The sequence below is a fragment of the Arthrobacter sp. GW822-FHT05G07 genome (assembly GCF_058799755.1).
Genome location: NZ_JBXALT010000011.1, coordinates 1 through 26,546 on the forward strand (window position 1 = coordinate 1; position 26,546 = coordinate 26,546).

The window sequence follows — 26,546 nt, forward strand, 5'->3', positions numbered from 1 at the left end:
ATCGGTACTGCTTGGATGTAGTCACGGTATTTCCTTTTCTTTATAACCAGGTCTCGTTGACGGACCAGGAACTAGTGAATGACTGCCATGAGTTCGGCGGCGTCGGCTGAGACCACATTGGCGCGGGGGTAGAGACGCAAGGCCTCAATGGGAACGATCAGCATCAAGTCGCCCCGATAAGTGTTGCTCTTGCTGTCTACGGCCAAGGTGCGTGCACCGTAGCGAAGCTCGTACTCATAGCGGGAACCGACGTACGACGTCGTGAGGATTTCTACGGGAAGCCCCACATGACCGGACGGTACGGATTCTTCCACCGGTGCGAGGGAGGCCTTCTCCGGGCGGAACGCCACGGTGACCGAGTCGCCGTCGTGCATTTCGCCGGTCAGGACGGCGGTGACCGTTTCGCCGGTGTCTTCAAGCCGGACCACTGCCCGGTCCCCGATGGTTGAGGTAATGGTGCCGTCGAGGAAGTTGGAGCGGCCGATGAAGGCGGCGACCTCGGCGGTGGCGGGACGTTCGTAGATTTCCTCGGGCGGGGCGACCTGAAGCATGTTGCCATTGGACATGACCGCGATGCGGTCACTCATGGCCAGGGCCTCTTCCTGGTCATGGGTGACGTAAACGGTGGTAATGCCGAGCTCTGACTGGAGGCGTTTGAGCCAGACCCGGGCTTGCTCGCGCAGCTTGGCGTCGAGGTTTGACAAGGGTTCGTCCAGGAGCAGGACCTTGGGTGAGTAGACAAGAGCCCGGGCCAGGGCCACGCGTTGCTGCTGGCCACCGGAAAGCTGGTGAGGGTACCTCTGCGCCAGATGCGCCAAGCCCACTTTGTCCAACGCGTCGTGGATCAGGGTCTTCTGCTCAGCCTTGGGGACCTTGCGGATGTTCAGCGGCATCGCCAGGTTCTCAGCCAGCGTCATGTGCGGCCAGAGCGCGTAGGACTGGAACACCATGCCCAGGTTGCGCTCTTCCGGTGGAACGAACTTGTTGGAGGAATCGTCCACCAGGACGGTGGTACCAACGGCGATGGATCCCGACGTGGGTTGTTCCAAGCCTGCCAGGCAAGACAAAGTAGTGGACTTGCCACAGCCTGAGGGGCCAAGGAGGGTGAAGAACTCCCCGTCCTTGATGGTGAAGCTCACTTCGTGGAGGACAGTGATGCCTCCGAAGTCTTTGCGGAGATTCTTGACTACGACGTCAGGCATCTTTCTTACCTTTCATGAGCAGGCCGGCGATGCCGACGAAGGCTGCAGTGATAGCGATTTGAATGGTGGCCAGGGCGGCCACTGATCCGGTGTTGCCCTGGACCCAGAGCTCGAGCATCGTGGTACCAATGATGTTCGTGTCGGCAGATCCAAGGAAGATCGCCGGGGAGTATTCCTTCATCATGACCACGAAGGTCAGCACCATGGCGGCGACGAAGGCGGGGGTGAGGAGCTTGGCCAGGACGCGGATGAACATGCGCATCCAGTCCGCTCCATTGACGCGGGCTGCGTTGTCCAGTTCTTCACCGATTTGCATGACGGCCGGGGAGATGGAACCGAAGGCACTGGGTAGGGCGCGGAGGCCGAAGCCGATGATGATCGCCCAGATGGTGCCTTGGACGAAGGACCCCATGTTGAACGGCAGGAACGAGAACGCCCAGAAGAGGCCAATACCGATGATCAGGCCGGGCATGGCTTGCGGGGCCAGGGCCAGATACTCGATGACCTTGCGGTACCGGAACGTGGACCGCTTGGCGACCACCACCGCCACTACGGCCAGGACGCTGACCAGAACGGCCCCGACGCCGGCGACGATCAGGCTGTTGCGGATGGAGGCCAGGTAAACGGGGAACTCGAAGATGCGCTGGTAGTTTCCCATGGTGAGGGACTGCAAGGGGTTCTGCAGGGGCGTGAAGACCTTGGTGAAGGAGCGCATCACCAAACCCAGGATCGGAACCAGGGCGCCGACGACGACGTAGACGGAGATGAAGGCGACCGAGAGCCACTTGATCCAGCCCAGGTCCAGCAGACGCGGCCGGGTTGCCTTGCCGCGCACGGAGACGAACCGCTTGGCGTCCTTGAGGAGCTTGGCCTGCACTGCGACAAGGAGGATGGTCACGAGCAGGATGATGACCGACGCGGCGCCCAGGATGCCGTAGTCCGGGTCGATGGACTGGAGCCCGTTCTTGTAGAGGAACGTCGCGAAGACGGTGATGCCGACCGGCTGTCCGTAAAGCAACGGGATGGACAGGGTTTCGATGGACATGCTGAACACCAGGACCGAGCTGTAGACCATGGGCGGGCGAAGCATCGGAATGATGACTGACCAGAGGATCCTGAAGGGTCCGGCGCCTACGGTTTGTGCCGCTCCTTCGAGCGAAGCGTCGGAGTTACGCAGGGCATTGGCGCAGAAAACGTAGGCTATTGGAGCCAAGGCCACCGCTTCAGTGATCGCCATTCCCGGGATCGTGTAGAGATCCCATGGGAGGAAACCCAGGACGCGCTTGACCTGGACACTGGCGAAGCCGGCCGGGCCGTACATAGTGATCCAGCCGAACCCGAGGATCAAGGATGAGATGAAGAACGGCCACTGCATCGCGGTTCCGAAGAATTTTCGGCCGGGGATATTGGTTCGAACGACGACGATGGCCATCGGCACTGCGATCAGCAGTGTCATAACGGTTGTCAGGACTGCGAACATCAGTGTGTTCAGTGCAACCTGGCCGAAGCCGCCTTCAGTGAAGAGTCTGGTGAAGTTCTCTGTGGTGAACAGACCGCCCTCCTCGTACAGAGGACGGTCCATCACCGACTGGTACAGCGTGGGGACCACAGGTGCAAGGACAAGGAGCGCGAGAATGACAATCGTCGCCCAGTAGAGCAACTGGCTGCGGTCCGCACCGAGAATCCTGCGATACTTCGGTGCCGGGAATTCAGTTCGCGCCGGCGTCTGCGTCGGCACCTCGGCGACTTCGGGGAGTGTTTTCATGGTCTTGGTTCCAGATCCTTGCACAGCGGGTTACTTGAGGAGGCTCTGCCAGCGGTCGGTGAATGCCTCCACCTTGTCCGCGGGGACCGACTCGTACGGGGCCATGATCACGTTCTCTTCGCCGACCTTGGACACGACGTCCTGGTAGGTGAGGGCGAACTGGACCGACTTCACGCCATCGCGGTAGGAGGACAAACCGCCTTCAAGAACAGCCTGCTGTCCTTCCTGGGAGATGACGAAGTCCTGGAAGAGCTTGGCGGTTGCCGGGTGGGGCGCGTCAGCGGAAATGCCAAGCCCACGAGGGATAACCACCGTGCCGTCCTTCGGAAGGGCGATGTCGAACAAGCCGTTGCTGTTCTTCACCACCGGGAACGCCGGAGCTGCGGTGACCAGAACCCCGGCCTTGTACTCGCCTGCGAGGACCTTTTCAGACAAGGTACCCGAGGACGTTTCCGGTCGGGAGGCAGAAAGGATGGTCTCGATGGACTCCCATGACTTCGGCTTGGCCTCGGTCAGGTTGTAAAACATGGTGAACCCGAAGGCGCCGGTAGTATCCCGGACGCCAATCATGTTCGTGAAGTCCGCAGGCTTTGCCTTGATCTGTGTGGCCAGGCCCTCCAGGCTCTCGGGCTTCTCAGTAAGGAGCGAGGTGTTGAAGGCGATGGTCTGCGGGTCCGCGGACATCGCCACCACCCCCGGAAGGAGGGAAGCAAATTCGGGGACTTTGGCCAGCTCAGGCGAGGTGTACTTGGCCAACATGCCGTCACGTGCGGCGAAGTCTGCCCAGGCGCCGGCGGCGTTGGAGACGAAGATATCGGCGCTGGAGGCGTTGGTAGCCTTCTCGCTCAGTGCTTTCTGGAAGACTTCGTCGCTGTCCAGGTTGTTCGCCGCGATCTTGGTGACGAAGGGGTACTTCTTCTTGAAGTCCCGCAGAATCGGATCCCAGTTCTCCTGGTCCGTGTTGGAGTAAATGGTCAGCTCGCCGCCCTCTTTCTCGGCTGCTGCCACCAGGTCCTTGTAATCGGCCGGGTAGTAATCCGGGTACTGGCCTACGGCGATGGAGTTCTCCGGGGCCGGCGTCTGTGCCGTTTCGGACCCTCCACCGCAGGCGGTCAGGCCCATCACGGCGGCGATCGCTGCTGTTGCGCCGACGGTCATGACCGTACGGCGACGGGGCCCGGTAGGCAGGGCCTTCTTGAATTCAGTCATTGCTTCTCTCCCTTGAGGCTGCACGGCTGGTAGTGATTGGTTCCCCGTGACTGGTGATGCTCAGCCAGTGAGGCTGCTCACATAATCATGAGGCTAAGTGGTCGGCCAGTCAACCACTTTGTTGCGGGAAGTTCTGATTGAATTTGCCTCGCACACCAAGCATGCGGCAAAAGTGGTCGGCCAGTCAACCACTTTGCTTGATTCGTCGGCTGTAATGCCGAAACGTGGGTTTGGGCACAAAAAAGCGGGGAAGCATATGTGCTTCCCCGCTCGGTCGGTGTCGCTGTGTCGGCTACTCAGCAGACTTCAGAGTGGCCATGAGGCGGCCGCTGGCGGCATCCATGTGCTCGGCCATCGAGCCCGAAGCCCCCTCGGCGTCTCCAGCAAGGATCGCCTCGTACACGGGCGTGTGCTCCGCGTGCGAACCGTCGAAAGACGTTTCAGCATCCATCACGCGATGGATCCACACACGCAAAAGCGCTGCAATATTCTTGAGCATGTTCGCCAGGACCGTGTTACCCGAGGCGTCGGCGACGGCGAGGTGGAAGTCTACGTCAGCGGAGACGAAGTCCTCAGTCGTGCTGGCAACCCCCATGGCGTCAAGCGCCTTCTTGATGCGCTTGAGGTCCGCATCCGTCCTTCGAGTCGCTGCCAGACCCGCAGTAACGCGCTCAATGTGCTGGCGGGCCTCCACGAGGTCCGACGTTCGTCGCTCGCCGAGCATCAGCCCCCACTCGATTACCCTGGGGAGGAGCTCCGAATTGGCGTTCCGAAGGAATGTTCCCCCACCATGCCGGAATTCCACCAGCCCCAGAAGGCCCAGTGACTTGATCCCTTCGCGGACAACGGAACGCCCCACACCAAAGGACTCGCTGAGTTGACGCTCCGACGGCAACTTTTCCCCAGGCGCCACTTGCCCCGAAAAGATGTAATCCAGTAGAGCCTTGGCCACTTCGGACGAAGCCGGCTCGGCATGCACCACACTGACGGGCTTTAGCCCGGTAACTGAGGGCGCCGCCCGCTTACGGCGGGTGGCGCGAGGTGTCGGCTCGGCAACGGCTGGGTCAGCGCTCAACGAGAACTCCATCTGGATCGCAGTACACCATGGCGCCCGGCTTGATGATGACGCCAGCAAGCGTCAGCTCGACGTCAGTTTCACCTGCACCGGTTTTGGTACTTTTTCTTGGGTTGCTGCCTAATGCTTTCACACCGAGAGGAAGGCTGGAAATCGCTTCACGATCGCGGATTGCTCCATTGATGATCACTCCGGACCAGCCATTCGAAACGGCGATCTCGGCGATCATATCGCCCATGAGCGCCCGAGAGAGCGAGCCGCCCCCGTCGACCACCAAGACGGCGCCTTCGCCGGGTCCTGATACGACAGATTTGAGCAGCGCATTGTCTTCGAAACAACGGACCGTTCGGGCCGGTCCGCTGAAGTGGGTTCTGGCGCCCAGCGATTGGAACTGAATGGCGACGGACTGAATGTCCTCACCAAGCTCATCGTAAAGGTCGGCTGTGTTGACGGATGGTGCAGTCATGGATAATCCCTTCAAGTCTTACGGCCATGGTACTCCGCGATCACTAACTGGTCGACCACATAAAGACGAAAACTTAGGAGTCACAGTGGTAGCGGCTGGTTCTCCACGACGTTCTTCATGACCAGAGTGGAGCTGAGCCGCTGCACTCCCGGCAGGGCCGAGAGTTGCTCGTCGTAGAGCCCCTGGAATTCCCGTACGTCCTTTGCGACGACTTGTAGCAAATAGTCAGGGTCCCCGAAGAGACGTTGCGCCCTCAGTACGTGACGGATCTCGGCGACAGCTTCTTCGAAGGCCGCCACCGTAGCTCGATCCCCGTCTCGCATGGTCACGAACACGAGTGCTTCAAACGTCAGGCCAAGGGCCCCTGCATCCAACTGCGCACGGTATCCGCTAATGGCTTGCGACTCCTCCAAAGCACGCAACCTTCGGTGGCACGGGGAAAGGCTCAAACCCACGCGCTCAGCCAAATCCGTCAGGGACAGCCGACCATCCAACTGCAGCTCAGCAAGAATCTTCCTATCAACCTTGTCCATAAAGAAAATTATCGCTGTTTTGGTCTTTCAAGCCAAAGAACTTAGAAGCACATTCCAGTCTTACTTCCGTAAACTTCTTTGTGACGTCCCGGACACACGGGATTCTTTGCACCAAAGGAGTACGGATGCCGTTTGGGACCATGGCCGCGTTTTGGGCGGTCTCTTTCCTGTTCGTGGTGACACCCGGAGCAGACTGGGCCTACGCGATCTCAGCAGGCCTCCGTCACCGGACCGTCATTCCCGCTGTTGCGGGACTGCTGACCGGGCACCTCGCCGCCACCCTCATTGTGGCAGCGGGGGTCGGGGCGCTGCTTGCAGGATCTCCCTTGGTATTGAGCGCTCTCACTGTTGCCGGGTCCGCTTACCTGGTGTGGCTCGGACTGGGAATGCTCAGGAACCCATCCGTCCCGCAAGCCGGCGAAAGCATCGATGGCAGCTGGGCCCGCCAGGCCATCAAGGGCGCCGGGATCAGCGGCCTGAACCCCAAAGTCTTCCTCCTGTTCCTGGCACTCCTCCCCCAGTTCACCAGCCCCAGCAACGCCTGGCCGATGTGGGCCCAAATCATTGTCCTTGGACTGATCCACGTAGCAAGCTGCGCGGTCATCTACATCTGCGTGGGAACCGGAGCACGCGCCGTGCTGAGGACCCGACCCAGCGCAGCCCGTTGGGTCACCCGCATATCGGGGGCCGCGATGATCCTGATCGGAATGTTCCTGCTCATCGAACAAGTCCTGCACTGGAGCCCCTAAACCCTTCCGGCAACCACCCACCAATACGAGAAAACGGAGACCATAGCCTTGGAATCGGAACAGCTTCACCGCACCTATCTGGACCTCACCACCCCGCACGTGGCCGATGCCTGCATGCGCCTCGGGATCGACGTCCGCTGTGCACCAACCGGCACCACCCCGCTCTGGACCGGAACCCACCTTGTAGGCCGCGTCACACCCGCCCGCCACACCGGCAGCGTTGACGTCTTCCTGGAGGCCATCGATCGAGCTTCCGCAGGCGATGTCCTGGTAGTGGACAACGAAGGCAGGCAGGATGAGGCGTGTGTCGGCGACCTTGTCACCCTCGAAGCAAGCCGCGCCGGTATGGCCGGCATCGTCATCTGGGGATTGCACCGCGACACCTCCGAACTCAGGACCATCCGGCTCCCCGTCTTCAGCCAAGGGGCCCTCCCCGTCGGGCCTCAACGCCTTGACCCCCGTGATCCCGCGGCCCTCCGCACGGCAAGAAGCGGTCCGTACACCGTCTCCCCTGATGACTTCGTACTCGGAGACGACGACGGCGTCCTCTTCATCCCCCTCAACCGCGCCCAAGAGATCGCCGACACAGCCACAACCATCCGCGACACGGAACGAACTCAAGCGGCCCGCATGCTCATGGGCACACCCTTCAGGAACCAAGCCCGGCTCACCGAATACCAGGCCGCCCGGAACAACGACCCCAGCATGACATTCCGGCAACACCTCCGTACCTTCGGCGGCGAGATCGAGGAGTAAGCTGCCTAGGCCGTCGGCGCAGCCTTAGTCCGGCAGGAAAGTTGCGTGTGAATCACGCAGGTGCGCGATACATCTGAGCCGCAGTCTTGGCCCAAACGAACCTACAAGATTGACATATGGTTCGGTATCGGCCTTCCCAAACATGCGAGGGTGCCTGCCAAAAGGGTTGCTTCCTACCATGAACTCGTGGCGTTTTCTCCCCAGAACCAGGAGGACGAGTCATCCGCCGGACTCGCAGTCCGAAACTCGTGCGATCTTCTTCGTCGATCGGGCATTTGGCAGTGGAGTGGTGCAGCACCCAGGCTTGGCCGCAGTGAGGCGACGCTGTCGAAGGATCACAGTGGGGCTGAGATTGGTTTTTCCTATCAGTTCAGTAGGGAATTAGTCTTGGACGTGATTCGGGTCACGGATGCACAGTGGGTTGAGCCCCACGACGAAAGGACGACGATGTCCAGCAAGCTAACGGCATCCTCCGAAGCCGGGCCGTCACCTCTACGGACTGATGTTCGAGCAGCTTTACTGGGCGGTAAGACGTTCCGGAGCTTGAGTGAACAGAAGCTGACTCCGAGGGAAGAAAAGTTCGAGAAAGTCCGACAAACACTCGGATTCTTTCTGGCACCGGCAGTATCCATTATCTTCGCGCTCCTCCCCACAGGGATGGATCACACCCAGCAACTGCTTGCCGCTGTCTTGCTCGGCGTCATTATCCTGTGGATCTGCGAACCGGTACCCATCCCGGTGGGCGGGCTCATCGGTGTAGCTGCCGTCGTCCTGCTCGGTGTGGCACCTGCAAATGAGGTGCTGCGACCCTTTGGCTCGACAACCATTTTTACCTTCATCGGCGCCTTCATACTCGCTGCAGCCATGCTCAAACACGGCATAGCCCAACGCCTGGCCTTCGCCGTTTTGGCCATTCCCGGTGTCGCCAAATCCACCTACCGTGTCATCATCGCTTTCGGCGCAATCACCTGCGTCCTGTCCGCGTTCGTCTCAAACACAGCCACCGTTGCCATGTTGATGCCCACCGCTCTGGGCATCCTGGCCGTCATCGCGAAATTGATGCAGGACCGCGGAGTCGTCAAGGCAGACTTCGACCCGCTGCGCCTCCGCGTGGGAGCAGCCCTGATGCTGATGCTCGCCTACGGCGCCAGCGTAGGGGGTCTCCTGACACCAGTCGGAGCACCCCCGAATCTCATCGGCCGCGGACTTATCGAGGAAGCAACCGGTACCAAAATCTCCTTCGTCCAATGGACAGCCACAGTGGCCCCAGTCTGCGCAGCAATGTTCGTCGTGCTGGCGCTCATTATGTTCCTTTTGAACAAACCGGAAATCCGCCGCATTGAAGGCGTGGACAAATTCATCCGGGAGCAGAAGGCCGAGCAGGGAAAGATGTCCCGGGCCGAAATCAACACGCTCCTCGCCTTCGGCCTGACCGTCACGCTGTGGCTCCTCCCGGCGATCGCAAGCCTCATCACCGGTCCGGACTCCGATCTCTATGCGTTCCTTGACGATCGGCTGGACGAAGGCATCGTTGCCGTGATCGGCGCATCCCTGCTCTTTATCCTTCCGACCAACTGGAAAGAACGCCGCGCAACCATGAATTGGTCCGACGCCGCCAAGATCGACTGGGGAACAATCATCCTTTTCGGTACGGGCATCATCTTCGGCGCCCTCCTTTCGGCCACCGGCCTCGCCCAAACGATCGGGAACGCTGCCGCGGCTAACCTCGGCGTCACCAACATCGTAGCGATCACCGCATTCGCGGCAATCCTGGCAATCCTCATTTCGGAAACCACCAGCAACACCGCATCTGCGGCCGTCGTTGTTCCCATCGTCATCCCGTTGTGCGTTGCCATGGGAGTAGACCCCCTGGTCCCCGCCCTGGCGGCCACGTTCGCAGCATCCTTCGGGTTCATGCTGCCGGTCTCAACACCGCAGAACGCCATCGTCTACGGATCCGGCGCCGTTCCTATCACCCGCATGGTCCGCACCGGTTTCACCTTCGATATTCTCGGCGCAATCCTCATCATCAGCATCGTCCCGATCATGGTCGGTATCACGGGCATCGGCAGATAAGCCAGAACTTAACGGGCCAGATCCGCAGCCACCTCACGGGGCAGGCTGTGGATCTGGCCGGTTCTCCCGCAAGTTGTCCCATAAATCATGAGCGCTTACCGTCACCCGCCCGCCTCGGCCGATAGACGGGGATGCGACGGAAGGGGCAGGAACCCGCAATGAGCTTCAGCCTGCTCCAAGGAGAGGACCCTCCAGTAGGCACCCTTGAAACAATAGTTTTCCCGGCGCGGGCAGCGGAACCGCAACACGCATCCGAAAGTCGGAGCCCGCGCCGGGCGTTTCCTTTCTTTCCCGCAAGGGAAACGGCACATCGGACACTCTTGCCGGTCACTTGAGCATTGACCTTGATAAAAACGAAGGATCATGGGACAGGTAGACGACATCTCAGACGACGGGCGGTACTTGTGGCTGTTGCAGGACAGCGGCGCAGGGCGTCGACTGTTGGACCGGGTCGAGGGATACACCACATTCCTGGACACAGACCATTAGAGGCAACTCTGCCGCCGTTAGCTCATGCCGGGCAGCCCCACGCTGGTCAAGGCTGATCCCCTTACCGCCCATGCCCCTCCGTGCGGACGTCCGGGCGGCCCCGGACCACTTGGCATCGCCCTCGTTGTCACAGCAGACGCAGAGCACCGGGTCCTTCTTGCTTCAGGTTTTGGCGCGGCCGTACGCGTACAGTTCTCTTACGTGGATCCCTACCCATGATGCCCAGCGGGTGGGCCGACTCAGCCTTCGGGCCACTGGCGGCTCCTTGAATTGGCTACCATATCGTTCCATCAGCCACTGCTTGGGAGAGCGTCCAAACCCTAGAAGCCACCCGGCTGATAGGCGTAGGCTATTTACGCTCGCCTGTCGTCCCGGAGTGGGCTCCAAGGCGTTGCTGTGCAACACCAAAGGTAGAAAACGCGCTAAGGAGCTGCATGGATACGCGAAAGCTGAAGTACTTTTTGGCAGTGGTGGATCACGAAGGCTTTAATCGCGCTGCCGAGCATTTGCTGATCGCCCAACCCTCGCTCTCGCAAACGATTGCGAGTCTGGAGAAGGACCTGGGCGTCCCTCTGTTCCACCGTATCGGCCGCCGCGCCGTCCTCAGCGAAGCGGGCAAGGAACTCGTGGGGCCAGCCAGACTGGTCATGCGTGATCTTGATGCGGCGGCCTCGGCAGTCCAGGCACTTCGTGGGATCCGAAGTGGGCGGCTGGACATCATTTCGATGCCCTCCCCCGGCATTGAGCCTCTGACGTCCATGATCGCCGGCTTCACCCGGCTGCACCCTTCGGTCCGGCTCAATGTCAGTGCCGCCTTCACCCCGGAAGAAGTCATTAACTCCGTCCGTTCAGGCAGCACGGAGATCGGCTTAGCCGGCTCCCCAACACCAATCCGGGTGCCCGGCGTCCAGGTCCTTGAACTGGAACGCCAGCCCTTGATTCTCATCGTCAACCCTCAGGCCGACACCTTCCACCCCGGAACGTCCATCCAACGGGAAGACTTGGGCGGCCACCGGCTGATCGCGAGCCAACGAGGATCCCTGATGCGCTGGCTCGTTGACGACGCGCTGGCCCACGGCGTCGACACCGAGATTGTTGCTGAAGTCGCTCACCGGACCTCCATCCTGCCGCTCGTTCTCGCGGGCGTAGGCCACGCCGTAATGCCTTCATCGTGGGCACCGCTGGCCGAAAAATCAGGACTCAGAACTCTGCTCATCGAACCCGTCTCCCACCTGGATGTTGCGGTCCTCAGCCGGAAAGAAGACCTCACGCCCGCTGCCTCGGCCTTCCTGGCAGTGGCAAAACTTCACGCCTCTACGGCCCCGGAAAGCGCCGAGCAAGCCACAACGATAGGCTAAGCCTATTTGCCGTATCGAATCTTAGTCTTGGACGCCGCAAAGGAGCAGGCCGTCTACTTGAAGAGGAAGAACAGTGTGACCCCGCTAACAGGCTCACTGCTAAATACTCAACGAGGAGGGACGCACATGAGCGCCACCCAAAAATTCAGCATCGCAGCCATCCCCGCAGACGGTGTGGGCAAGGAAGTTGTATCCGCAGGCCGCCGCGTCCTGGACGCCCTGGCAGCGAACTCCAACGGCAAGTTCGCCTTCGACTGGACCGAATTCCCCTGGGGCTGCGGTTACTACGCAGAAACCGGCAAAATGATGGCCGACGATGGCCTGGAGACCCTGAAGAACTTCGATGCCATCTACTTCGGCGCCGTCGGCTGGGAGAACGTCCCTGACCACATCAGCCTCTGGGGCCTGCGTCTGAAAATCACCCAGAACTTCGACCAGTGGGCCAACATCCGTCCCGTGAAGTTCCTCCCCGGCGTCCAGTCCCCGCTGCGCAAGGCAGATGACACTGAGCTCGACTGGGTCGTTGTCCGCGAAAACAGCGAAGGCGAGTACGCGGGCCTCGGTGGCCGGAACCTGAGCGGCCGCGGCCCCGGCAACGAGGTGGCACTGCAGACTGCGCTGTTTACCGAGAAGGGCTGTGAGCGCATCATGCGCTTCGCCTTCGACCTGGCCCGGACCCGCACCGTGAAAAAGGTTTCCTCCGTCACCAAGTCCAACGCCCAGCAGTACGGCATGGTCCTGTGGGACGAAGTGTTCAACCGCGTGGCCCTGGACTACCCGGACGTGCAGACCGAAAGCGTCCTCGTGGACGCGATGAGCGCCAAGTTCATCCTCAAGCCCGAGGACCTGTCGGTCGTCGTTGCCTCCAACCTGAACGCCGACATCCTCTCGGATCTGGGCTCGGCCCTTGCCGGCAGCCTCGGCCTGGCAGCCAGCGCCAACCTGAACCCGGAGCGCCGCTTCCCCTCCATGTTTGAACCGGTCCACGGTTCCGCTCCGGACATCGCCGGGCAGGGCATCAGCAACCCGATCGGCGCCATCGCCTCCGCCGCACTGATGCTGGACCACTTCGGCCTGCACGAAGAAGCACGCAAGGTTGAAGCAGCCATCGAAGCTGCCACCGGTTCCGGTCACCTCACCCGCGACGTCGGCGGGAACGCCATCACCGACGACGTCACCGAAGCGATCATCAAGGCACTGACCAGCACCCTGGCTACCGTCTAACCCAGAAAACCTGCCGGGACAATCCCGGTAGCAGCAACTGCCAGGAGTGGGCGGCGGTGCAGCAATTTCCCGCCGCCGACTCCGTCATGCCCACCTTCATCATGAACTTTCCAGCTACATTCCACAACGAGGTAGGAATCATGGATCACAGCACCACCGCCGGCAGCGCGGCTACAACACATAAAGCGGCCCGCAAGACACCTTTGTACCGCCAACTGTATTTCTGGGTACTGACCGCCATCGTCGTCGGCATTCTCGTCGGCTGGCTCGCTCCAGGTGTCGGCATCGCCATGGAACCCATCGGAACCACCTTCGTGGACGCGATGAAGATGCTCATCGGCCCCATCGTTTTCCTGACCATCGTGGGTGGCATCGCCAGCGTCGCGGACCTCAAGAAAGTCGGCATGACGGGCCTGAAAGCCCTGACCTACTTCCAGGTCGGCACCATCCTGGCCATGGTCTTTGGCCTGGTGGCCATCAACATCTTCCGGCTGGGCGACGGCGTCAACGCCGATGCGGGCAGCATCGAGACCTCCGAGTCGGCTGCGAAGCTGATCGACGCCGGGGCGAACCACGAATGGTGGCAGTTCCTCACTCACATCATCCCGGAAAGCATGGTCTCCCCCTTCGTTGAGGGCAACATCCTGCAGATCATCTTCATCGCCGTCATCTTCGGGATCGCCCTGAACGCCATGGGCAAGGTCGGCGCCCCCGTCCTGGACGGTGTGCAGCGCCTCACCGGGGTCATGTTCAAAATCCTGAGCTTCATCATGAAGGCCGCCCCCATCGGAGCCTTCGGTGCCATGGCATATGCGGTCGGCAAGTTCGGCGTCTCGTCACTGACCAGCATGGGCGGGCTCATCGCCCTGTTCTACATCACCTCCATCCTCTTCGTGGTGATCGTGCTCGGCTCCATCATGCTCTTCTTGAAGCTGAACATCTTCACGATGATCCGCCACCTCAAAGAGGAGTACATGCTCATCCTGGGCACCTCCACCGCCGAACCCGCCCTCCCGGGCCTGATGCGCAAGCTCGAGCACGCCGGCGTCAAGAAGGAAACCGTGGGCCTTGTCGTCCCCACCGGCTACAGCTTCAACCTCGACGGCGCAGCGATCTACCTCTCCCTGGCTGCCCTCTACATCGCCCAGGCCACCAACACCGACCTGACCATCGGCGAGCAGCTGGGCCTCCTCGCCGTCATGCTCCTGACCTCCAAGGGAGCAGCCGGCGTTGCCGGCGGCGGCTTCATCGCCCTCACCGCCACCCTCACCACCCTCGGCACCATCCCCGCCGCCGGCATCATGCTCATCTTCGGCATTGACAAGTTCATGTCCGAATGCCGAGCCCTGGTGAACTTCACCGGCAACGCTGTGGCCACTCTCTTCATCGCTTGGTGGGACCGCACCCTGGACGCAGACCGCGCCCGCCGCGTCTTCGCCGGCGAAACCGTGGAGCCCATGCCCTCCGAGGACCCCATCCACCTGGACGAAGTCACCGATATCGATGACGACTTAACCGAGTACGGACACCATGGACCTAAGGAAGCCACTGCCAAGCACGCAGAACCGGCCCCGGATCTCGTATCGACAACTGACCGACGCCCCACCTATTCGGAAACCGTCTGACATGAGCACAACTACCGCCCCCACAACCGTGCGGACCCTGATCGCCCCCGATAAGTTCAAAGGCAGCCTCACAGCCAGCGAAGTAGCGCAGGCCCTGGCAACAGGGCTTCGCTCCGCCGCCGACGCCCCAGGCACGGTCGGAGCGGTTCAGTGCGAACTGCTTCCCTTGGCGGACGGAGGTGACGGCAGCGTCGACGCCGCCGTCACCTCCGGCTTCACCCGCCACAGCTACAACGTTGCCGGACCCACCGGCCAACCCGTACAGGCCAGCATCGCGTTCGACGGCACCACAGCCGTCGTCGAGGTGGCCAACACCTGCGGACTCGGACTGCTGCCCGAAGGCAAACTGGAGGCTCTGAACTCCTCCAGCCGCGGATTCGGTGAAGCGGTCCTGTTCGCGCTTAGCCTCAGCCCTGCACGGATCGTGCTGGCACTGGGCGGCAGTGCCAGCACCGACGGCGGCATGGGAATGCTCACCGCCCTGGGCTACAGCTTCCACGATTCCGAAGGGCGCCCACTCTACGGCAGAGGAGCAGCGTTGGGACAGGTCCATTCCGTTCACCGCACAGCGCTCCAGAAACTGCAAGAGACCGAACTTGTCGTCGCGAGCGACGTCCACAACCCTCTCCGCGGCCCCAACGGCGCACCGGCGGTCTTCGCCCCACAAAAGGGGGCCACAGCCGAGGACGTCGCATTCCTCGATGACAATTTGGGCAACTTCGTGAACCAAATGGCAGCATCCGGATTCGCCGACGCGAAGTCCTTAGCAGCACACGAAGGCGCCGGAAGCGCCGGCGGCATCGGCTACGCATGCCTGCTGCTCGGCGCCAAACAAGTATCCGGAGCCGACTACTTCCTGGACCTGCTGGACTTCAACACCCGCAAAGACAGCTGCGATGTGGTGATCACTGGCGAAGGCAGCATCGACGAGCAGACACTGGCCGGGAAACTGCCCGCCGCCGTTGCACGACGCTCGGGCGCCCGTCCCGTCATCGCTGTCGCCGGCCGCTCACTGCTTCCCAAGGAGCGATGGTCCGAAATGGCCCTGTCCAAGGTTTATACCTTGACCGAATACACCGACCAGGACTCCTCCAAAGACCCCCACCTCTCCGCCACGTTGCTCCGACAGATCGGCAGAGACATAGGAACAAGCCTCCTGCAACTGACTTCACATACTGCCGGCGCAGTACCCGCCCGGGGATAAGGAGAGCGGGCGTTTCTGTACCCGGAATCCACGCAAAAATAACACAAGGCAGGCCCATGAGAAGGCCGAAAATTGTGGCCACTTTCGGCCCGGCCATCTCCAGCTTCGAATACACCCTCGCGGTGGTGGAGGCCGGCTTGGATGCTGCTGGGTCGTTGACGCTCGCGGGCACTTCGATCAGGCCACCCTGGATGTCTCCAAGGCCTCATCGACCAGCAGTGACCGCCTGCCTTCGATCCAGGGAGGTTCATTGAGCTGGATACGGAGTTTCACAACACGATCGTCAGCTCAGCGGGCAACCCGGCACTCTCGGATTTCTACGCTTTCTTGCGGCAGCGCCAGCTAAGAATCGGGATCCTGGCCTGAGCAGAGGCGGCGGCAATAGAACCACCCCAGAACACTAGCCAAGGGGATGCTGTGAGGAAGCCTCACTGGTCTGCAACTCCAGTTTCCAGCAGACGCTGCTCCCCCGAACCCCCGGCATGAGGTCACCCTTCTGTACGTAGCGGAACGGGACTGTTTCGCCGTCGGGCCGCCACCACCCGCTGACAGGAGCGTGATGGCCCGTCAGAACGAGGGAGGGAAGGGCGGCGGCTCCTGGATAGCGCGGTGTCATGACGTACTGTTTCCCGCTGGTGCCCGGCCCTGATCAATCGCTGGACGGTTAGCCAGCACGGGAAGGTTCCCGGTGTAGCCTTCGCGTTCCTTGGCCGCGGCAGCTATTCCCTCACGAGCAGCAAACCACCCACCGATCAACAGCGGAATCAGCACCAGCAACGAGGCCAGAACCCAGCGGCCAGTGTCGGAAAAGCCCATGGAGACGAGCACAAACACCAGGAACACCAAAGTCAGGTAAGAGGTATACGGTGCGCCGAACAAACGGAAGGCTGGGCGCGTAATCAGGCCGGACCGCGAGAGCCTGTGCAGTTTCATCTGGCACAGGATGATGGTGCCCCAGCAGCCGATGATTCCGAGCGCTGAGATCTCCAGGACGATCTCGAAGGCTTGTGATGGTACGAGGGCGTTGAGTCCGATGCCAAGCAGGGCCACCACCGTGGTGAACAGGATGCCGCCGTACGGAACACCTTTGCTGTTCATCCGGCCCGAGAATCGTGGCGCGGATCCATTGACGGCCATGGATCGCAGGATTCGGCCGGTGGAGTAGAGGCCTGCGTTCAAGCTGGACAGGGCCGAGGTCAGCACCACGAAGTTCATGATGGATGCGGCCGTTGCACCCGCTTGCGGGTCGCCGAGGTGCGAGAAGAACGTGACAAACGGTGACTCACCGCCCTTGTAAGCAGTGAACGGCAAAAGCAGGGAAAGCAGCAGGATGGACCCGACGTAGAACACGGCGATCCGGAAGACGACACTGTTGATCGCCCTGGGCATGACTTTGGCTGGTTCCTTGGTTTCACCGGCGGCCGTGCCGATCAGCTCGATGCCGGCGTAGGCGAAGATGACCCCGCTGGCGGCCAGGAGCGGCGCGATGCCGCCGTTCGGGAAGAACCCGCCGTTGTCTGCGAACAGGACCAAACCTGTAGGGCCGACATCGGTGGCGGCACCGCTGAGGAGGAAGACGACGCCGACGACGAGGAAGGTGACCAAGGCAATGACCTTGACCAGTGCGAACCAGAACTCCATCTCACCGAAAAGCTTCACCGAAACCAGGTTCAGGGACAGCACTACCACCAGGGCGATCAGGGCCAATAGCCACTGGGGCGCTTCCTGCAACGGCGGCCAATAGGGTGCCCAGAATTTCAGGTACAGGGCCGCCGCGGTGACATCGACGATGGAGGTCATGGCCCAGTTCAGGAAGTAGAGCCAACCGGCCGCGTAGGCCATCTTTTCACCGTAGAACTCCCGGGCGTAGGAAACGAACGAGCCGGACGATGGCCGGTGCAGGACCAGCTCTCCCAAAGCCCGGAGGATCAGGAAGCCGAAGAATCCGCAGACGGCATATACCAGTACCAGTGCCGGCCCGCTTCCGTTGAGGCGGGCGCCGGCTCCCATAAACAGACCGGTACCAATGGCTCCGCCGATGGCAATCATTTGGATCTGTCGCGGCTTCAGTGACTTGTGATAGCCGTGTTCTTCACTGGCGAAGTCCCGGACGGCTGAGGCAACATCGCCGGTCCGCTCGCGTTCGTTTTCCAGTTCATCCGCGGGGTCGTGTGCGGGTGTATGCATATTTTTCTCCATGGGAACGAACCGCACGTCGTCGTGCGGCTGACAATAGACTGCCCGGAGCCCCGGGCTGGTGGCCCCAAGGGCTAGATGCTGGCGTTGGCCACGGGGTTCGGGCGGAACTGCAGGTCGCGGGGACTGATCCAGACCTCGTAGCCTTCCTTGCGAACGAAGGCCCGACGGGGCTGGACCCCGTTGCTTCTTAGCCAGAGCGTGGATGAATCGGCCATGGCGTGGTCCACGATCCCGGAGTGAACGGGTTCCCCGGGCTTGCGGATTTGTACGTGTCCGCCGATCAGGGCCGTCCAATCGTCGTACCGGATGAATTGGGGCGTGTCCCGTCGTTTCATGCCTGCTCGCTGCTGAGGAAGAACGCTGTGAGGCGGTCCCACATTTCGGTGGCGTTCGAGTACATGGGAAAGTGTCCGCTGCGCAGGATTTCGGCCAGTTCGATGCCCTTTTCGGCCAGCAGTGGCAGATAGCTCAGGGTGTTGTTCTGAACGCCGTACATGTACATGCGGGGAAACGGCAGGGCCAGGAAGCGATCCATGAGGTTGCCATGGTCGGACAGTTCCACCATGGATTCGAAGATTGGCCGGACGGCGCCTGGCCTGACCTTGTGGGGAAGGCTCGCGGCGTAGAGGCTGCTGGAGTAGAACCGGGACTTCCACACACGGTCTTGGAAATCCTTGAAGAATCCCTCCGGGTCGGGATAAGAGTGGCTGACGATTTGCCGGCTCAGGAAGCAGTCCTCCGGGGCCACATTTCCCTCAATGTCCGCGAAGCTGACAACGCGGGCTGGCTCTTGGTCTGCAAGCAGCAGGGCCGTCAAACCGCCCATGGAGTGACCTACCAGATGGAAGCGCTCGATGCCTTGGGAGGCTAGGACTTCTTTCGCGACGGTGACAAGAAAGTGCACGGAGATGGCGTTCAGGTCCGAGCAGGAGGTTGCGCCGCACCCGGGGGCGTCGTAGGCCAGGATCGGGCGGTCGGCTAGCTCTGCCTGCTGGATCACGTCGGCATAGTCCTCTTTAGTGGAGCCGAAGCCATGGAGGAAGACGACAGGGATGCCGGTACCGGCGCGGTACATGCCGGCAACTTCGACCCGGACGCCGTCGAGGTCGAGCGGAAGGGTGAAAGGCTCAAGCTTGGTCAGGCCAGGCAAGGAATTCTCCATTCAGGATGGTGGGGCTCAAAGGGCAGGGACAGCCCAGGCGTGGTGGTTCTTGATGTGTCGTTGGTTGGTGCCCACCTGCGACCGGTGGTACCGGCGACCGGCGTCATCGGCGGCCAAGCGGCGGCCCATGTGCGCGAGGACGGCTTCGATGAGATCCAAGGATCCGTCGCCAAGACCGACCACTTGGGTCAACAGCTCGTTGCGGGACCAGGTGGTCAGCACTTCGACGGTCCGTATCCCGTGGCGGACCAGGGCGTTTTCGGCCCGTGACGGCAACCCGAGGCCTGATACGAGGGTGGTCAGCCCGGTGTTGCCTGTCATGGGAAGTCCCGGACAGCTGCAGCGAAGCGGCGAAGACCTTCATCCAGGCTCGCCGCGTCTGTGGCAAAGGAGAGCCTCACATGTCCTTCTCCGGAGGGCCCGAATTCGCTTCCCGAACGCACCAGGACACCGGCTTCGGCAAACCGGGCCACCATTTCGTCCGACCCCAACGTCGTCGTGATGCGGGGAAACGCGTAGAAGGCACCTTGGGGCGAGAGGATTTCGACGCCGGGAATTCCGTTCAGAGCCTTGAACACCATGTCGCGTCGCTCCTGGTAGGAGGCCGTCAGGGTCTGGAGGTCCTCGTCCGGTGTTTCCAAGGCTGTCAGGGCAGCATCTTGAACGAAGGTGTTCAACGGTCCGTTGATGGTGCGGTGGATCAGGTTGATTTTGTTGGCCAGGGAAACAGGAGCCACAACAAAACCGAGCCGCCACCCGGTCATGGCATAAGTCTTGGACAGGGTGCTGCAGTAGACCACCTGGGCGGAAACCTCCGCCAAGTCCAAGGCTGAAACAAACGGAAGCTCGTCGAAGACAATGCTGCCGTACGCTTCGTCGGAGAGCAGTAGCAGGTCCGGGTGATCTGCCAGGATCTCTCCGACCCCGACCAGATCAGCGGCCGGGTAGACACGCCCGGTGGGGTTGCCTGGGTTGCACAGGATGATCATTCGGGCCGTCGCGGCTTCTTGGCGGAGGGTCTCTAGGTCAAGGGAACCGTCCGGGAGGGCTGGAATCCAGACCACTTCCGCTCCGACCATGGCGGCGTGGTCGGCGTAGAGGGAGTAGGTCGGTTCCGGGATCAGCACACGTTCCCCTGGCTGGACCAGGGCCAGCATGGCCGCGGCAAGCCCCGCACTGCCACCATGCGTGAGTACCACCTCGCCGGCTGTGGTGGGGCGGGGGTGCCCGGCAGAGATCTTCCGCGCGAGCACCTCCCGCAGTTCCGGTGCTCCGGTCATGGGCGAGTACCGGGTCCGTCCCCTAACGAGGGAACGGACGGCACTGTCGACAATCGCGGTGGGGGTGCCGGCGTCGGGCTCCCCCATGGCGAGTGAGATGGTGCCCGGTGCTGCCGCGCCGAGGGTAGCGGGGCGGCGGCTTGAGGCGGCGATCCGTTCGGGAGCGCCCAACTGTGGAGGGGACGTGACTGTCATGTGTTCTTCCGTCTAGAGGGAGTAGATCTCGAGGGTGGTTTTGCCTTCGCGGATTTCGCCGAGGAAGCGCTGCTCGTCTGCGACGCGCTGGTCGGCCTTGTCCAGGACTGCGTCGACGGCATCCCGGGGCAGGACGACAACTCCGTCGGAGTCCCCGACCACGAGGTCACCGGCGCGGACGGTCAGGCCGCCCACGCGGACAGGGGAGGAGAAGTCCCCTGCGTAGTCCTTTGCGGTTCCCACCACGGCGACGCTGCGGGAGAAGACCGGGAAGTCCATCTCCGCCATTTCGTCGACGTCGCGGACGCCGCCGTCGATGACCAGTCCGGCGATGCCGCGATGCTGGGCTGCGGCGGCGAGGATTTCGCCCCAGTGGCCGTGTTCGGCGCCCTGCATGTCGACAACGAGGACGCTGCCGGCCGGTGCGTTCAGGACTGCGTGGTGCAGGGCGAGGTTGTCGCCGCCGACGCCTCGGACGGTGAACGCCGGTCCGGTGACCTTGGCTCCGGGCCAGGCCGGTTTGAGGCCGGGATCGCAGGCACAGGGCAGTTTGGAGGCTTCATAAAGGGTGGCGGAGGAGTGTCCGCGGGCTGCATTGGTCATTTTTTACCCCACTGGAGGTCGTGGTAGCCGAGGTCTTTGCGGGCCTGGACCAGGGAGGCACCGGCCTTGACTGAGGCGACAATCCGGGTTTCGGTTTCTTCAATCTTTTCGGCCAGGTCGGCGACCTCTTCAGCGCGGGCGCTGGGAACAGAGAGCGCCCCGTCCGCGTCGGCGCAGATGATGTCCGCAGGTGAGATGGTGACATCGTTGATGGTCACCTCGGTCTGTACGGCGACGAGCTGGACACGGTCCTTGCCGGTGCGCATGAACTTACCGCGGCTGAACAGCGGGTAGTTCTGCTGCAGCGACGTGGAGATGTCCCGGCAGACGCCATTGATGACGGTTCCGGCGATGCCGCGTTCGGCGGCGACCTCGGTCATGATGCCGCCCCAGACGGTGACATCGGTGCGTCCTTCATTGTCGATGACAATGACTGATCCGGCTGGTACGTCGTCCAGGAAGTCTCCGACGCTTCCGCGGGTTTCGCCTGCCGGTGCGTACTGGACAGTGAAAGCCGGACCAGTGGCGCGGAAGTCATAGGTCAGCGGAGACAATCCGTGCAGGGTCCCGTGCAGGCCGAGGGCGTCCATGGCATCGGAGATGGAGGCTGTGGGCAGCGCTGCCAGGCGCTCGATGACGGACGTTTCTGTGGTGGTGTTCATCAGTGTTCCTCTGTGGTTCCTGCCAGGCGCGCGTCGCGCATGGCTTCGTGAAGTGCGACGCCGGCCCTGAGGTCGGCGGCGATTGCTTGCTCGCGTGCGGCCACGCCTTGGGCGCGTTCGAGCACCTCGTTTATGTGGGTGGCGGGGACAACTACGACGCCGGTTTCATCGGCGAGAACAAGGTCGCCGGGGGTGACGGTCACCTCGCCCAGTTGGACGGGTTCGCCGGTGGAGCGTTGCTGGAGCCGGCCGCGGGCGGTGGCCGGGATGCGGCCTTTGGCGAAGACGGGGAAGCCCATCTCCCTGGCCTCGTGAACGTCGCGTGATGCGCCGTCGGCGACGACGCCGCGGACTCCGTTCAGGGCTGCGCCGAGGCTGAGGAGCCCTCCCCAGCAGGAGACGTCGGTGCGACCGTCATTGGCGACGACGATGACGTTGGTGTCATTGGCTGCCGAGACTGCCGTTGCGCCGATGTGCGCACCGGAAGGGCCCGGAACGTAAGGCTCCAGCTGAACGGTGACAGCGAATCCGACGATCTTCGGGTTTCCCCAGACGGGCAGGAAACCAGCCTGTCCTGGCGGCAGGCCCAGGGCGTCGAGGGCATCGGAGACAGCAGCTGAATCCAGCGCTGAGTAGTGCTCCAAGAGAGTTGTTTGGGAAGTCATGCTTCCAGTAGAACGTCTCAGATAGATATAGTGAAGGTCTGGTTAGCTATAGGTGGAAGAGGTTTTGCGACTCAATGATTGAAGTACGTCAAGCCCGGTACTTTGTTGCCGTAGCGGAGGAGCTGCATTTCGGTCGGGCTGCCGAGCGGCTCACCATGTCGCAGCCACCCCTCAGCCAGGCCATATTGCAGCTGGAGCGGCAACTGGGCACCAGCCTGCTGACCCGGTCCAGCAGGTCCGTGTTGCTCACCGACGCCGGAATGCTGTTTCTCGAAGAATGCCGGCTGCTGGTGCAGGCCTCCCAACGGGCGCAGGATGTCGCCGCCAGGGCAATATCGGGCATGGCCGGTACCTTGAGGATTGGGGCAGTGACCTCGGCTTTTAACAGTTTGCTGCCGGCGGTGCTGAACCGTTTCACCAGTGACTGGCCCGACGTGGAACTGGAGGTATCGGAGATCGACACCCATCACGGCCCTGACAGGTTGCTTCGCCGCGAGCTCGATGTAGCCATCATCCGCCAAGCCGGCGCGAACAAAGGCCTCACGTCGGTTCCGCTGCGCCGGGACCGATTCGTCGTCGCTCTGCCCGAAACGCATGCTGCTGCCGCATCAGAGACTCCGGTAGATCTCGCTGAGCTCCGGGATGACGCTTGGGTTTGGCTGCCGCGTGCCATCTCCCCCGACTATCATGACGAAATGGTCGCTGCCTGCCGGAAGGCTGGGTTCAGCCCCCAGGCGAAGCACTTCGCCAACTCGATCCATTCCCAGCTCGCCATGGTCGGTTGCGGGCTGGGAGTCACCCTGGCACCGAATTCATCCATTGGCCCGGCAGGACAAGGTTTCGTTGTCCGCGATCTCGCCGCGCGGGTCGATCTGGTGGAACTGTCCTTGGTCATCCGCAACGGGGCCTCTGAGGCCATCACCCGGCATTTCATCCAGTGCGCCCGGGACATTGCACAGGGCAGCTAAAGAGCTGAAGCAACGGCGCAGTGACAGGCTCCCCTGCAGCCGCGCCGTTGCCTCCAGGTTGTAGGTACGCTACCCGCCCAGGACCCTGCCCAAGCGTTCGGCCACGATCGGCACGTTCTGGGTCGGGGCCACGTTCCAGCTCGGCCCCGGCGGGCTGCCTTCCACTTCCTTGGCCTCGAAGTGGCTCAGAAGATCGCTCGTTGCTTTGGACATCACGTATCTACCGCACATGAGCCCATTCTGCCCACAAAACCGGGCGGTTCCGTAGTTATTCCTGCAGGTCCACCGCAGACGACGATGTTGACGGGAGTGGCTTGCTTGTCGTTGTTTCCGCGGCGTTCCAGCTGGCCAGGAAGGCTAGTTGCTCTTCTGCGTGACTGCCGAGTTCGGCGGTGTAGGCGATCAGAGTCAGGCCTTCACCGGGGATCTCCAGTGCGTCTCCTGTCAGTTCGATATCTCCGACGAGCGGGTTTTTCATGGTCTTGCGGGCTGAGCGGTGGAAGCGCACGTTATGGCGCGCCCATCTGGCGGAAAATTCGGTGCTTCCGGCGGCGAGGTCCCCGATCAGGGCATTCAAGGCGCGGTCCTGGGGGCGGCGGCCGGAATCAACGCGGAGTGCCGCGGCGAAATCATCTGCGATGGTTTCCCATTCGACGAAGAAGTCCTTTGAGCGGGGATCGAGGAACATGAACCGGGCAAGATTCAGGGGCAGGGCCTCGGGGCTGAGAATGCCCGTGTAAAGGGCAAAACAAAGGTCGTTGGCGGCCACGATATCCATCTTGGCGTTTCGGACATACGCGGGTGTGCCGGTCATTCCAGCGAGGATCCGTTCGAGGCTGGGACGGACCACGGACCGTGGTGTTCGCTGGCCGGAAGGTTTGCTTGGGGTGGCGGCTTCGGCCAGATCCAGCAGGTGGGAACGTTCGGCTTCGTCCAGCTGCAGGGCACGGGCCAGGGCGTCCAGGACCGAATCCGAAACGCCGCGCAGGTTTCCGCGTTCCAGACGGGCGTAGTACTCAGTGCTGACGCCGGTCAGCATCGCTACTTCCTCCCGTTTGAGCCCGGTTACCCGGCGTGTGCCGCTGAAAATGGTGAGGCCGGCTTGGGCTGGTGTGATGCGGGCCCGCCGCGTCATGAGGAACTCGCGGACGTCTTTGTTGTTGTCCATGGCTCAAGGCTACGTGCGGAGGAATCCGGCTAACAGGAACTGGCAGTACACCGTACAGCAGACACTCCCGCGCACATGAAGGGACTGGTTTGCTGGAAGAAATTCCCTCCGAATCTGAAAGGATCCCATGTCACTGCCGGCTCCGCCCGCCGTCACATCAGAGGCCAAGCCCAAGGCGTCCCTGACGGTTGCCATGCTCGGATTTTTCGTCGTGGCCTTGGACGCCCAAATCGTGAATGTGGCCCTTCCAGCGGTCCGGGACGACCTCGGCGGAGGCCTCTCGGGCCTGCAGTGGATCGTCACCGGCTACACGCTCATGTTTTCCGCGCTGCAACTGTTCGCCGGCACGTTCTCCGACCGGGTAGGGGCCCGCCGCGCCTACGGGATGGGAATGATCCTGTTCACGGTCGCGTCGGCCGCGTGCGCTTTCAGTCCCACCCTCACCGCTCTGATCATCAGCCGTATCCTGCAAGGCATAGGAGCGGCAATGATCACCCCGTCCTCTCTGGCACTGATCCGGGAGGCCTATCAGGACGCTGCTCAACGCGGCCGCGCCATCGTGTACTGGGGCCTCGGCGGGTCCGTTGCTGCCGCGGCAGGACCCGTCCTCGGAGGGCTGCTCACCCAGATCGACTGGCGGATGATCTTCTTTGTCAACCTTCCTGTCGGCGCTGTAGCCCTCCTGGTGCTCTCCCGCGTTGCCGCCTCGCCCCGCCGTCCGTCTCCATTTGATTGGGCCGGGCAGGTCACCGCGGTCGTGGCCCTGGCCAGCCTCACTTACGGGATTATCGAGGGCGCCTCTGCCGGATACGGAAACCCGGTAATACTCACCGTGTTCGCAGTTTTTGCCGTCTCGCTGACGCTGTTCCTGATCGTCCAGGCCAAGGGCCGGACACCGATGATCCCCCTGGACTTGTTCAGCTCCCGCGCTGTCTCCACGACCTTGGTGATCGCGCTGGTCACCATGGCAGCGTTCTACGGTGTCGTGTTTCTGCAAAGCCTCTACTTCCAACAACAGCGCGGAGCTTCTGCGCTGGAAACCGGCCTGCTGTTCCTGCCGATGACCGCCCTTGTCGCACTGCTCAACCCTCTGGTGGCCCGGCTGATGGTCCGCTACGGCCACGTCGCCATGATCGCTGCCGGGCAGATCATCATGGCGATCGGACTCACCGGGCTGTGTGTGCTCCCCTCAGACTCACCGGCACTGATCGTCGCCCTGGCCATGGTGCCCGTCGGGGTCGGAGGTTCCTTCACCGTTCCACCGATCATCGCGATCGTGATGGACAACGTGCCCGCCGAACGCGGCGGTACAGCCAGCGGCGTCGTCAACACCGCCCGGCAAGTCGGCGGCTCACTGGGCGTCGCCGTCTTTGGCGCCGTGCTTGCCACCGGAGATTTTATGAGCGGGCTGCGGAGCAGCCTCGGCTGGACCGCAGTCGTCCTCGTCATTCTCGTCGCAGCGTCCCTGACACTGCACCAAAGGCAAAGGAGAACAGCATGAAACTAATCAACCCAGCACCGACTGTCACAGCTCCGCAGGAGAGATTCACCGGGGACGTCTACCTCAGCCCGCTTTACTCCGGGGAGTCACCTTCACAACTGACTGCAGCAGTGGTCCACTTCACCCCCGGTGCCCGCACGAACTGGCATTCCCATCCCCTTGGACAAACCCTGCACTGCACGCAAGGGACCGGCTTGGTGGGAACCAGGGACGGATCCGTGATCATCATGCGTCCCGGAGATACCGTCCACACCCCACCCGGTGAAGAACACTGGCATGGAGCGACCCAGGACAGCATGATGTGCCACCTCGCCTTGGTTGAAAGCCTCAACGGCGAAAGCGCTACCTGGCTTGAACCCGTCCAGGCCGACGAGTACCAGACCGCCACCAACTCCCAGAACCGCTAGCGACA

28 protein-coding genes and 1 pseudogene are annotated in these 26,546 nt (G+C 62.1%); 12 read left to right on the forward strand and 17 right to left on the reverse strand.

All coding sequences use genetic code 11. The features are described 5' to 3' along the window. Nucleotides 1-71: 71 nt before the first annotated feature. From AC1RJY_RS18170 to AC1RJY_RS18195, 6 genes are all read right to left on the reverse strand, one after another. Nucleotides 72-1,202, reverse strand: a complete 1,131-nt coding sequence (locus AC1RJY_RS18170; protein WP_091328547.1) for an ABC transporter ATP-binding protein — start codon at nucleotides 1,200-1,202, stop codon at nucleotides 72-74. Further along, the gene (locus AC1RJY_RS18175; RefSeq protein WP_498602911.1) at nucleotides 1,195-2,967 is read right to left on the reverse strand and encodes an ABC transporter permease; all 1,773 of its coding nucleotides are present in this window, start codon (nucleotides 2,965-2,967) and stop codon (nucleotides 1,195-1,197) included. The genes AC1RJY_RS18170 and AC1RJY_RS18175 overlap by 8 nt, the downstream gene beginning before the upstream one ends. A gap of 30 nt (nucleotides 2,968-2,997) precedes the next feature. Continuing rightward, entirely contained in the window at nucleotides 2,998-4,176 is a 1,179-nt protein-coding gene (locus AC1RJY_RS18180; protein ID WP_498602912.1) for an ABC transporter substrate-binding protein, read from the reverse strand. A 292-nt stretch (nucleotides 4,177-4,468) separates the two neighbouring features. Beyond that, the gene (locus AC1RJY_RS18185) at nucleotides 4,469-5,251 is read right to left on the reverse strand and encodes a FadR/GntR family transcriptional regulator (protein ID WP_498602913.1); all 783 of its coding nucleotides are present in this window, start codon (nucleotides 5,249-5,251) and stop codon (nucleotides 4,469-4,471) included. Further along, nucleotides 5,241-5,717 carry a ribonuclease E activity regulator RraA gene (gene rraA / locus AC1RJY_RS18190; protein ID WP_062065620.1) on the reverse strand — a complete coding sequence of 159 codons (477 nt, stop codon included), beginning with the start codon at nucleotides 5,715-5,717 and terminating at the stop codon, nucleotides 5,241-5,243. Before rraA ends, AC1RJY_RS18185 begins: the two co-directional genes overlap by 11 nt. A gap of 80 nt (nucleotides 5,718-5,797) precedes the next feature. Further along, nucleotides 5,798-6,250, reverse strand: a complete 453-nt coding sequence (locus AC1RJY_RS18195; RefSeq protein WP_498602914.1) for an Lrp/AsnC family transcriptional regulator — start codon at nucleotides 6,248-6,250, stop codon at nucleotides 5,798-5,800. 125 nt (nucleotides 6,251-6,375) lie between these two features. Here AC1RJY_RS18195 and AC1RJY_RS18200 point away from each other — a divergent pair, with 125 nt between their 5' ends. From AC1RJY_RS18200 to AC1RJY_RS18240, 9 genes and pseudogenes are all read left to right on the forward strand, one after another. Continuing rightward, the gene (locus tag AC1RJY_RS18200) at nucleotides 6,376-6,999 is read left to right on the forward strand and encodes a LysE family translocator (RefSeq protein ID WP_498602915.1); all 624 of its coding nucleotides are present in this window, start codon (nucleotides 6,376-6,378) and stop codon (nucleotides 6,997-6,999) included. A 48-nt stretch (nucleotides 7,000-7,047) separates the two neighbouring features. Beyond that, nucleotides 7,048-7,755 (forward strand): RraA family protein, encoded by a 708-nt coding sequence (locus AC1RJY_RS18205; protein ID WP_498602916.1) that lies wholly within the window; start codon nucleotides 7,048-7,050, stop codon nucleotides 7,753-7,755. 543 nt (nucleotides 7,756-8,298) lie between these two features. Beyond that, complete coding sequence (locus tag AC1RJY_RS18210) at nucleotides 8,299-9,831, forward strand: SLC13 family permease (protein WP_498602917.1); 1,533 nt, start codon at nucleotides 8,299-8,301, stop codon at nucleotides 9,829-9,831. 363 nt (nucleotides 9,832-10,194) lie between these two features. Further along, on the forward strand, nucleotides 10,195-10,320 hold the full coding sequence (locus AC1RJY_RS18215) for a hypothetical protein (RefSeq protein ID WP_498602918.1): 126 nt from the start codon (nucleotides 10,195-10,197) through the stop codon (nucleotides 10,318-10,320). 434 nt (nucleotides 10,321-10,754) lie between these two features. Further along, nucleotides 10,755-11,678, forward strand: a complete 924-nt coding sequence (locus AC1RJY_RS18220) for a LysR family transcriptional regulator (RefSeq protein WP_498602919.1) — start codon at nucleotides 10,755-10,757, stop codon at nucleotides 11,676-11,678. 126 nt (nucleotides 11,679-11,804) lie between these two features. Continuing rightward, nucleotides 11,805-12,902: a tartrate dehydrogenase gene (locus AC1RJY_RS18225; protein WP_498602920.1), complete on the forward strand. Its 1,098-nt coding sequence runs from the start codon at nucleotides 11,805-11,807 to the stop codon at nucleotides 12,900-12,902. A 56-nt stretch (nucleotides 12,903-12,958) separates the two neighbouring features. Beyond that, nucleotides 12,959-14,527, forward strand: coding sequence for a C4-dicarboxylate transporter DctA (gene dctA / locus AC1RJY_RS18230; protein ID WP_498602921.1), 1,569 nt, complete (start codon nucleotides 12,959-12,961; stop codon nucleotides 14,525-14,527). Between the two features lies 1 nt (nucleotide 14,528). Beyond that, nucleotides 14,529-15,731 (forward strand): glycerate kinase, encoded by a 1,203-nt coding sequence (locus tag AC1RJY_RS18235; RefSeq protein WP_498602922.1) that lies wholly within the window; start codon nucleotides 14,529-14,531, stop codon nucleotides 15,729-15,731. Between the two features lie 246 nt (nucleotides 15,732-15,977). Then, nucleotides 15,978-16,097 (forward strand): annotated as a pseudogene (locus tag AC1RJY_RS18240) (FCD domain-containing protein); the annotation flags it as partial. A gap of 34 nt (nucleotides 16,098-16,131) precedes the next feature. Here the strand turns inward: AC1RJY_RS18240 and AC1RJY_RS18245 are convergent. From AC1RJY_RS18245 to AC1RJY_RS18285, 9 genes are all read right to left on the reverse strand, one after another. Continuing rightward, nucleotides 16,132-16,347, reverse strand: coding sequence for a hypothetical protein (locus AC1RJY_RS18245; RefSeq protein ID WP_498602923.1), 216 nt, complete (start codon nucleotides 16,345-16,347; stop codon nucleotides 16,132-16,134). Further along, nucleotides 16,344-17,918: an amino acid permease gene (locus AC1RJY_RS18250; protein ID WP_498602924.1), complete on the reverse strand. Its 1,575-nt coding sequence runs from the start codon at nucleotides 17,916-17,918 to the stop codon at nucleotides 16,344-16,346. Before AC1RJY_RS18250 ends, AC1RJY_RS18245 begins: the two co-directional genes overlap by 4 nt. Nucleotides 17,919-18,001: 83 nt before the next feature. Further along, nucleotides 18,002-18,265, reverse strand: coding sequence for a hypothetical protein (locus AC1RJY_RS18255; RefSeq protein WP_400400100.1), 264 nt, complete (start codon nucleotides 18,263-18,265; stop codon nucleotides 18,002-18,004). After that, entirely contained in the window at nucleotides 18,262-19,092 is an 831-nt protein-coding gene (locus AC1RJY_RS18260; protein ID WP_498602925.1) for an alpha/beta fold hydrolase, read from the reverse strand. Before AC1RJY_RS18260 ends, AC1RJY_RS18255 begins: the two co-directional genes overlap by 4 nt. A 15-nt stretch (nucleotides 19,093-19,107) precedes the next feature. Beyond that, a complete protein-coding gene (locus AC1RJY_RS18265; RefSeq protein ID WP_498602926.1) occupies nucleotides 19,108-19,413 on the reverse strand; it encodes a DNA-directed RNA polymerase subunit alpha C-terminal domain-containing protein in 306 nt (101 codons plus the stop codon). Next, nucleotides 19,410-20,567, reverse strand: coding sequence for a pyridoxal phosphate-dependent aminotransferase (locus AC1RJY_RS18270; protein WP_498602927.1), 1,158 nt, complete (start codon nucleotides 20,565-20,567; stop codon nucleotides 19,410-19,412). The genes AC1RJY_RS18265 and AC1RJY_RS18270 overlap by 4 nt, the downstream gene beginning before the upstream one ends. A 12-nt stretch (nucleotides 20,568-20,579) precedes the next feature. Then, nucleotides 20,580-21,170 carry an RraA family protein gene (locus AC1RJY_RS18275; protein ID WP_498602928.1) on the reverse strand — a complete coding sequence of 197 codons (591 nt, stop codon included), beginning with the start codon at nucleotides 21,168-21,170 and terminating at the stop codon, nucleotides 20,580-20,582. Further along, nucleotides 21,167-21,832, reverse strand: coding sequence for an RraA family protein (locus AC1RJY_RS18280; protein ID WP_498602929.1), 666 nt, complete (start codon nucleotides 21,830-21,832; stop codon nucleotides 21,167-21,169). Before AC1RJY_RS18280 ends, AC1RJY_RS18275 begins: the two co-directional genes overlap by 4 nt. Continuing rightward, entirely contained in the window at nucleotides 21,832-22,497 is a 666-nt protein-coding gene (locus tag AC1RJY_RS18285) for an RraA family protein (protein WP_498602930.1), read from the reverse strand. Before AC1RJY_RS18285 ends, AC1RJY_RS18280 begins: the two co-directional genes overlap by 1 nt. A 74-nt stretch (nucleotides 22,498-22,571) precedes the next feature. Between AC1RJY_RS18285 and AC1RJY_RS18290 the strand changes: the two genes are divergently transcribed. Further along, nucleotides 22,572-23,465, forward strand: coding sequence for a LysR substrate-binding domain-containing protein (locus AC1RJY_RS18290; protein ID WP_498602931.1), 894 nt, complete (start codon nucleotides 22,572-22,574; stop codon nucleotides 23,463-23,465). 69 nt (nucleotides 23,466-23,534) lie between these two features. On the opposite strand, the gene AC1RJY_RS18295 is transcribed toward AC1RJY_RS18290, so the two are convergent. Together AC1RJY_RS18295 and AC1RJY_RS18300 are read right to left on the reverse strand one after the other, a co-directional pair. Then, on the reverse strand, nucleotides 23,535-23,696 hold the full coding sequence (locus AC1RJY_RS18295; RefSeq protein ID WP_498602932.1) for an SOS response-associated peptidase family protein: 162 nt from the start codon (nucleotides 23,694-23,696) through the stop codon (nucleotides 23,535-23,537). A gap of 37 nt (nucleotides 23,697-23,733) precedes the next feature. Further along, nucleotides 23,734-24,633, reverse strand: a complete 900-nt coding sequence (locus tag AC1RJY_RS18300; protein WP_498602933.1) for a helix-turn-helix transcriptional regulator — start codon at nucleotides 24,631-24,633, stop codon at nucleotides 23,734-23,736. 127 nt (nucleotides 24,634-24,760) lie between these two features. Between AC1RJY_RS18300 and AC1RJY_RS18305 the strand changes: the two genes are divergently transcribed. Further along, nucleotides 24,761-26,134 (forward strand): MFS transporter, encoded by a 1,374-nt coding sequence (locus AC1RJY_RS18305; RefSeq protein WP_498602934.1) that lies wholly within the window; start codon nucleotides 24,761-24,763, stop codon nucleotides 26,132-26,134. Then, nucleotides 26,131-26,541 (forward strand): (R)-mandelonitrile lyase, encoded by a 411-nt coding sequence (locus AC1RJY_RS18310; RefSeq protein WP_498602935.1) that lies wholly within the window; start codon nucleotides 26,131-26,133, stop codon nucleotides 26,539-26,541. The genes AC1RJY_RS18305 and AC1RJY_RS18310 overlap by 4 nt, the downstream gene beginning before the upstream one ends. The last annotated feature ends 5 nt before the right edge of the window (nucleotides 26,542-26,546 follow it).

Coding starts and splice junctions, on each gene's coding strand:
- AC1RJY_RS18270 (WP_498602927.1), bottom strand. CDS start 20,567: ATGACAGTCACGTCCCCTCCACAGTTGGGCGCTCCCGAACGGATCGCC.
- AC1RJY_RS18255 (WP_400400100.1), bottom strand. CDS start 18,265: ATGAAACGACGGGACACGCCCCAATTCATCCGGTACGACGATTGGACG.
- AC1RJY_RS18300 (WP_498602933.1), bottom strand. CDS start 24,633: ATGGACAACAACAAAGACGTCCGCGAGTTCCTCATGACGCGGCGGGCC.
- AC1RJY_RS18260 (WP_498602925.1), bottom strand. CDS start 19,092: ATGGAGAATTCCTTGCCTGGCCTGACCAAGCTTGAGCCTTTCACCCTT.
- AC1RJY_RS18265 (WP_498602926.1), bottom strand. CDS start 19,413: ATGACAGGCAACACCGGGCTGACCACCCTCGTATCAGGCCTCGGGTTG.
- AC1RJY_RS18245 (WP_498602923.1), bottom strand. CDS start 16,347: ATGACACCGCGCTATCCAGGAGCCGCCGCCCTTCCCTCCCTCGTTCTG.
- AC1RJY_RS18170 (WP_091328547.1), bottom strand. CDS start 1,202: ATGCCTGACGTCGTAGTCAAGAATCTCCGCAAAGACTTCGGAGGCATC.
- AC1RJY_RS18275 (WP_498602928.1), bottom strand. CDS start 21,170: ATGACCAATGCAGCCCGCGGACACTCCTCCGCCACCCTTTATGAAGCC.
- AC1RJY_RS18180 (WP_498602912.1), bottom strand. CDS start 4,176: ATGACTGAATTCAAGAAGGCCCTGCCTACCGGGCCCCGTCGCCGTACG.
- AC1RJY_RS18290 (WP_498602931.1), top strand. CDS start 22,572: ATGATTGAAGTACGTCAAGCCCGGTACTTTGTTGCCGTAGCGGAGGAG.
- AC1RJY_RS18310 (WP_498602935.1), top strand. CDS start 26,131: ATGAAACTAATCAACCCAGCACCGACTGTCACAGCTCCGCAGGAGAGA.
- rraA (WP_062065620.1), bottom strand. CDS start 5,717: ATGACTGCACCATCCGTCAACACAGCCGACCTTTACGATGAGCTTGGT.
- AC1RJY_RS18225 (WP_498602920.1), top strand. CDS start 11,805: ATGAGCGCCACCCAAAAATTCAGCATCGCAGCCATCCCCGCAGACGGT.
- AC1RJY_RS18200 (WP_498602915.1), top strand. CDS start 6,376: ATGCCGTTTGGGACCATGGCCGCGTTTTGGGCGGTCTCTTTCCTGTTC.
- AC1RJY_RS18195 (WP_498602914.1), bottom strand. CDS start 6,250: ATGGACAAGGTTGATAGGAAGATTCTTGCTGAGCTGCAGTTGGATGGT.
- AC1RJY_RS18280 (WP_498602929.1), bottom strand. CDS start 21,832: ATGAACACCACCACAGAAACGTCCGTCATCGAGCGCCTGGCAGCGCTG.
- AC1RJY_RS18235 (WP_498602922.1), top strand. CDS start 14,529: ATGAGCACAACTACCGCCCCCACAACCGTGCGGACCCTGATCGCCCCC.
- AC1RJY_RS18215 (WP_498602918.1), top strand. CDS start 10,195: ATGGGACAGGTAGACGACATCTCAGACGACGGGCGGTACTTGTGGCTG.
- AC1RJY_RS18250 (WP_498602924.1), bottom strand. CDS start 17,918: ATGCATACACCCGCACACGACCCCGCGGATGAACTGGAAAACGAACGC.
- AC1RJY_RS18175 (WP_498602911.1), bottom strand. CDS start 2,967: ATGAAAACACTCCCCGAAGTCGCCGAGGTGCCGACGCAGACGCCGGCG.
- AC1RJY_RS18305 (WP_498602934.1), top strand. CDS start 24,761: ATGTCACTGCCGGCTCCGCCCGCCGTCACATCAGAGGCCAAGCCCAAG.
- AC1RJY_RS18285 (WP_498602930.1), bottom strand. CDS start 22,497: ATGACTTCCCAAACAACTCTCTTGGAGCACTACTCAGCGCTGGATTCA.
- AC1RJY_RS18295 (WP_498602932.1), bottom strand. CDS start 23,696: ATGTGCGGTAGATACGTGATGTCCAAAGCAACGAGCGATCTTCTGAGC.
- AC1RJY_RS18220 (WP_498602919.1), top strand. CDS start 10,755: ATGGATACGCGAAAGCTGAAGTACTTTTTGGCAGTGGTGGATCACGAA.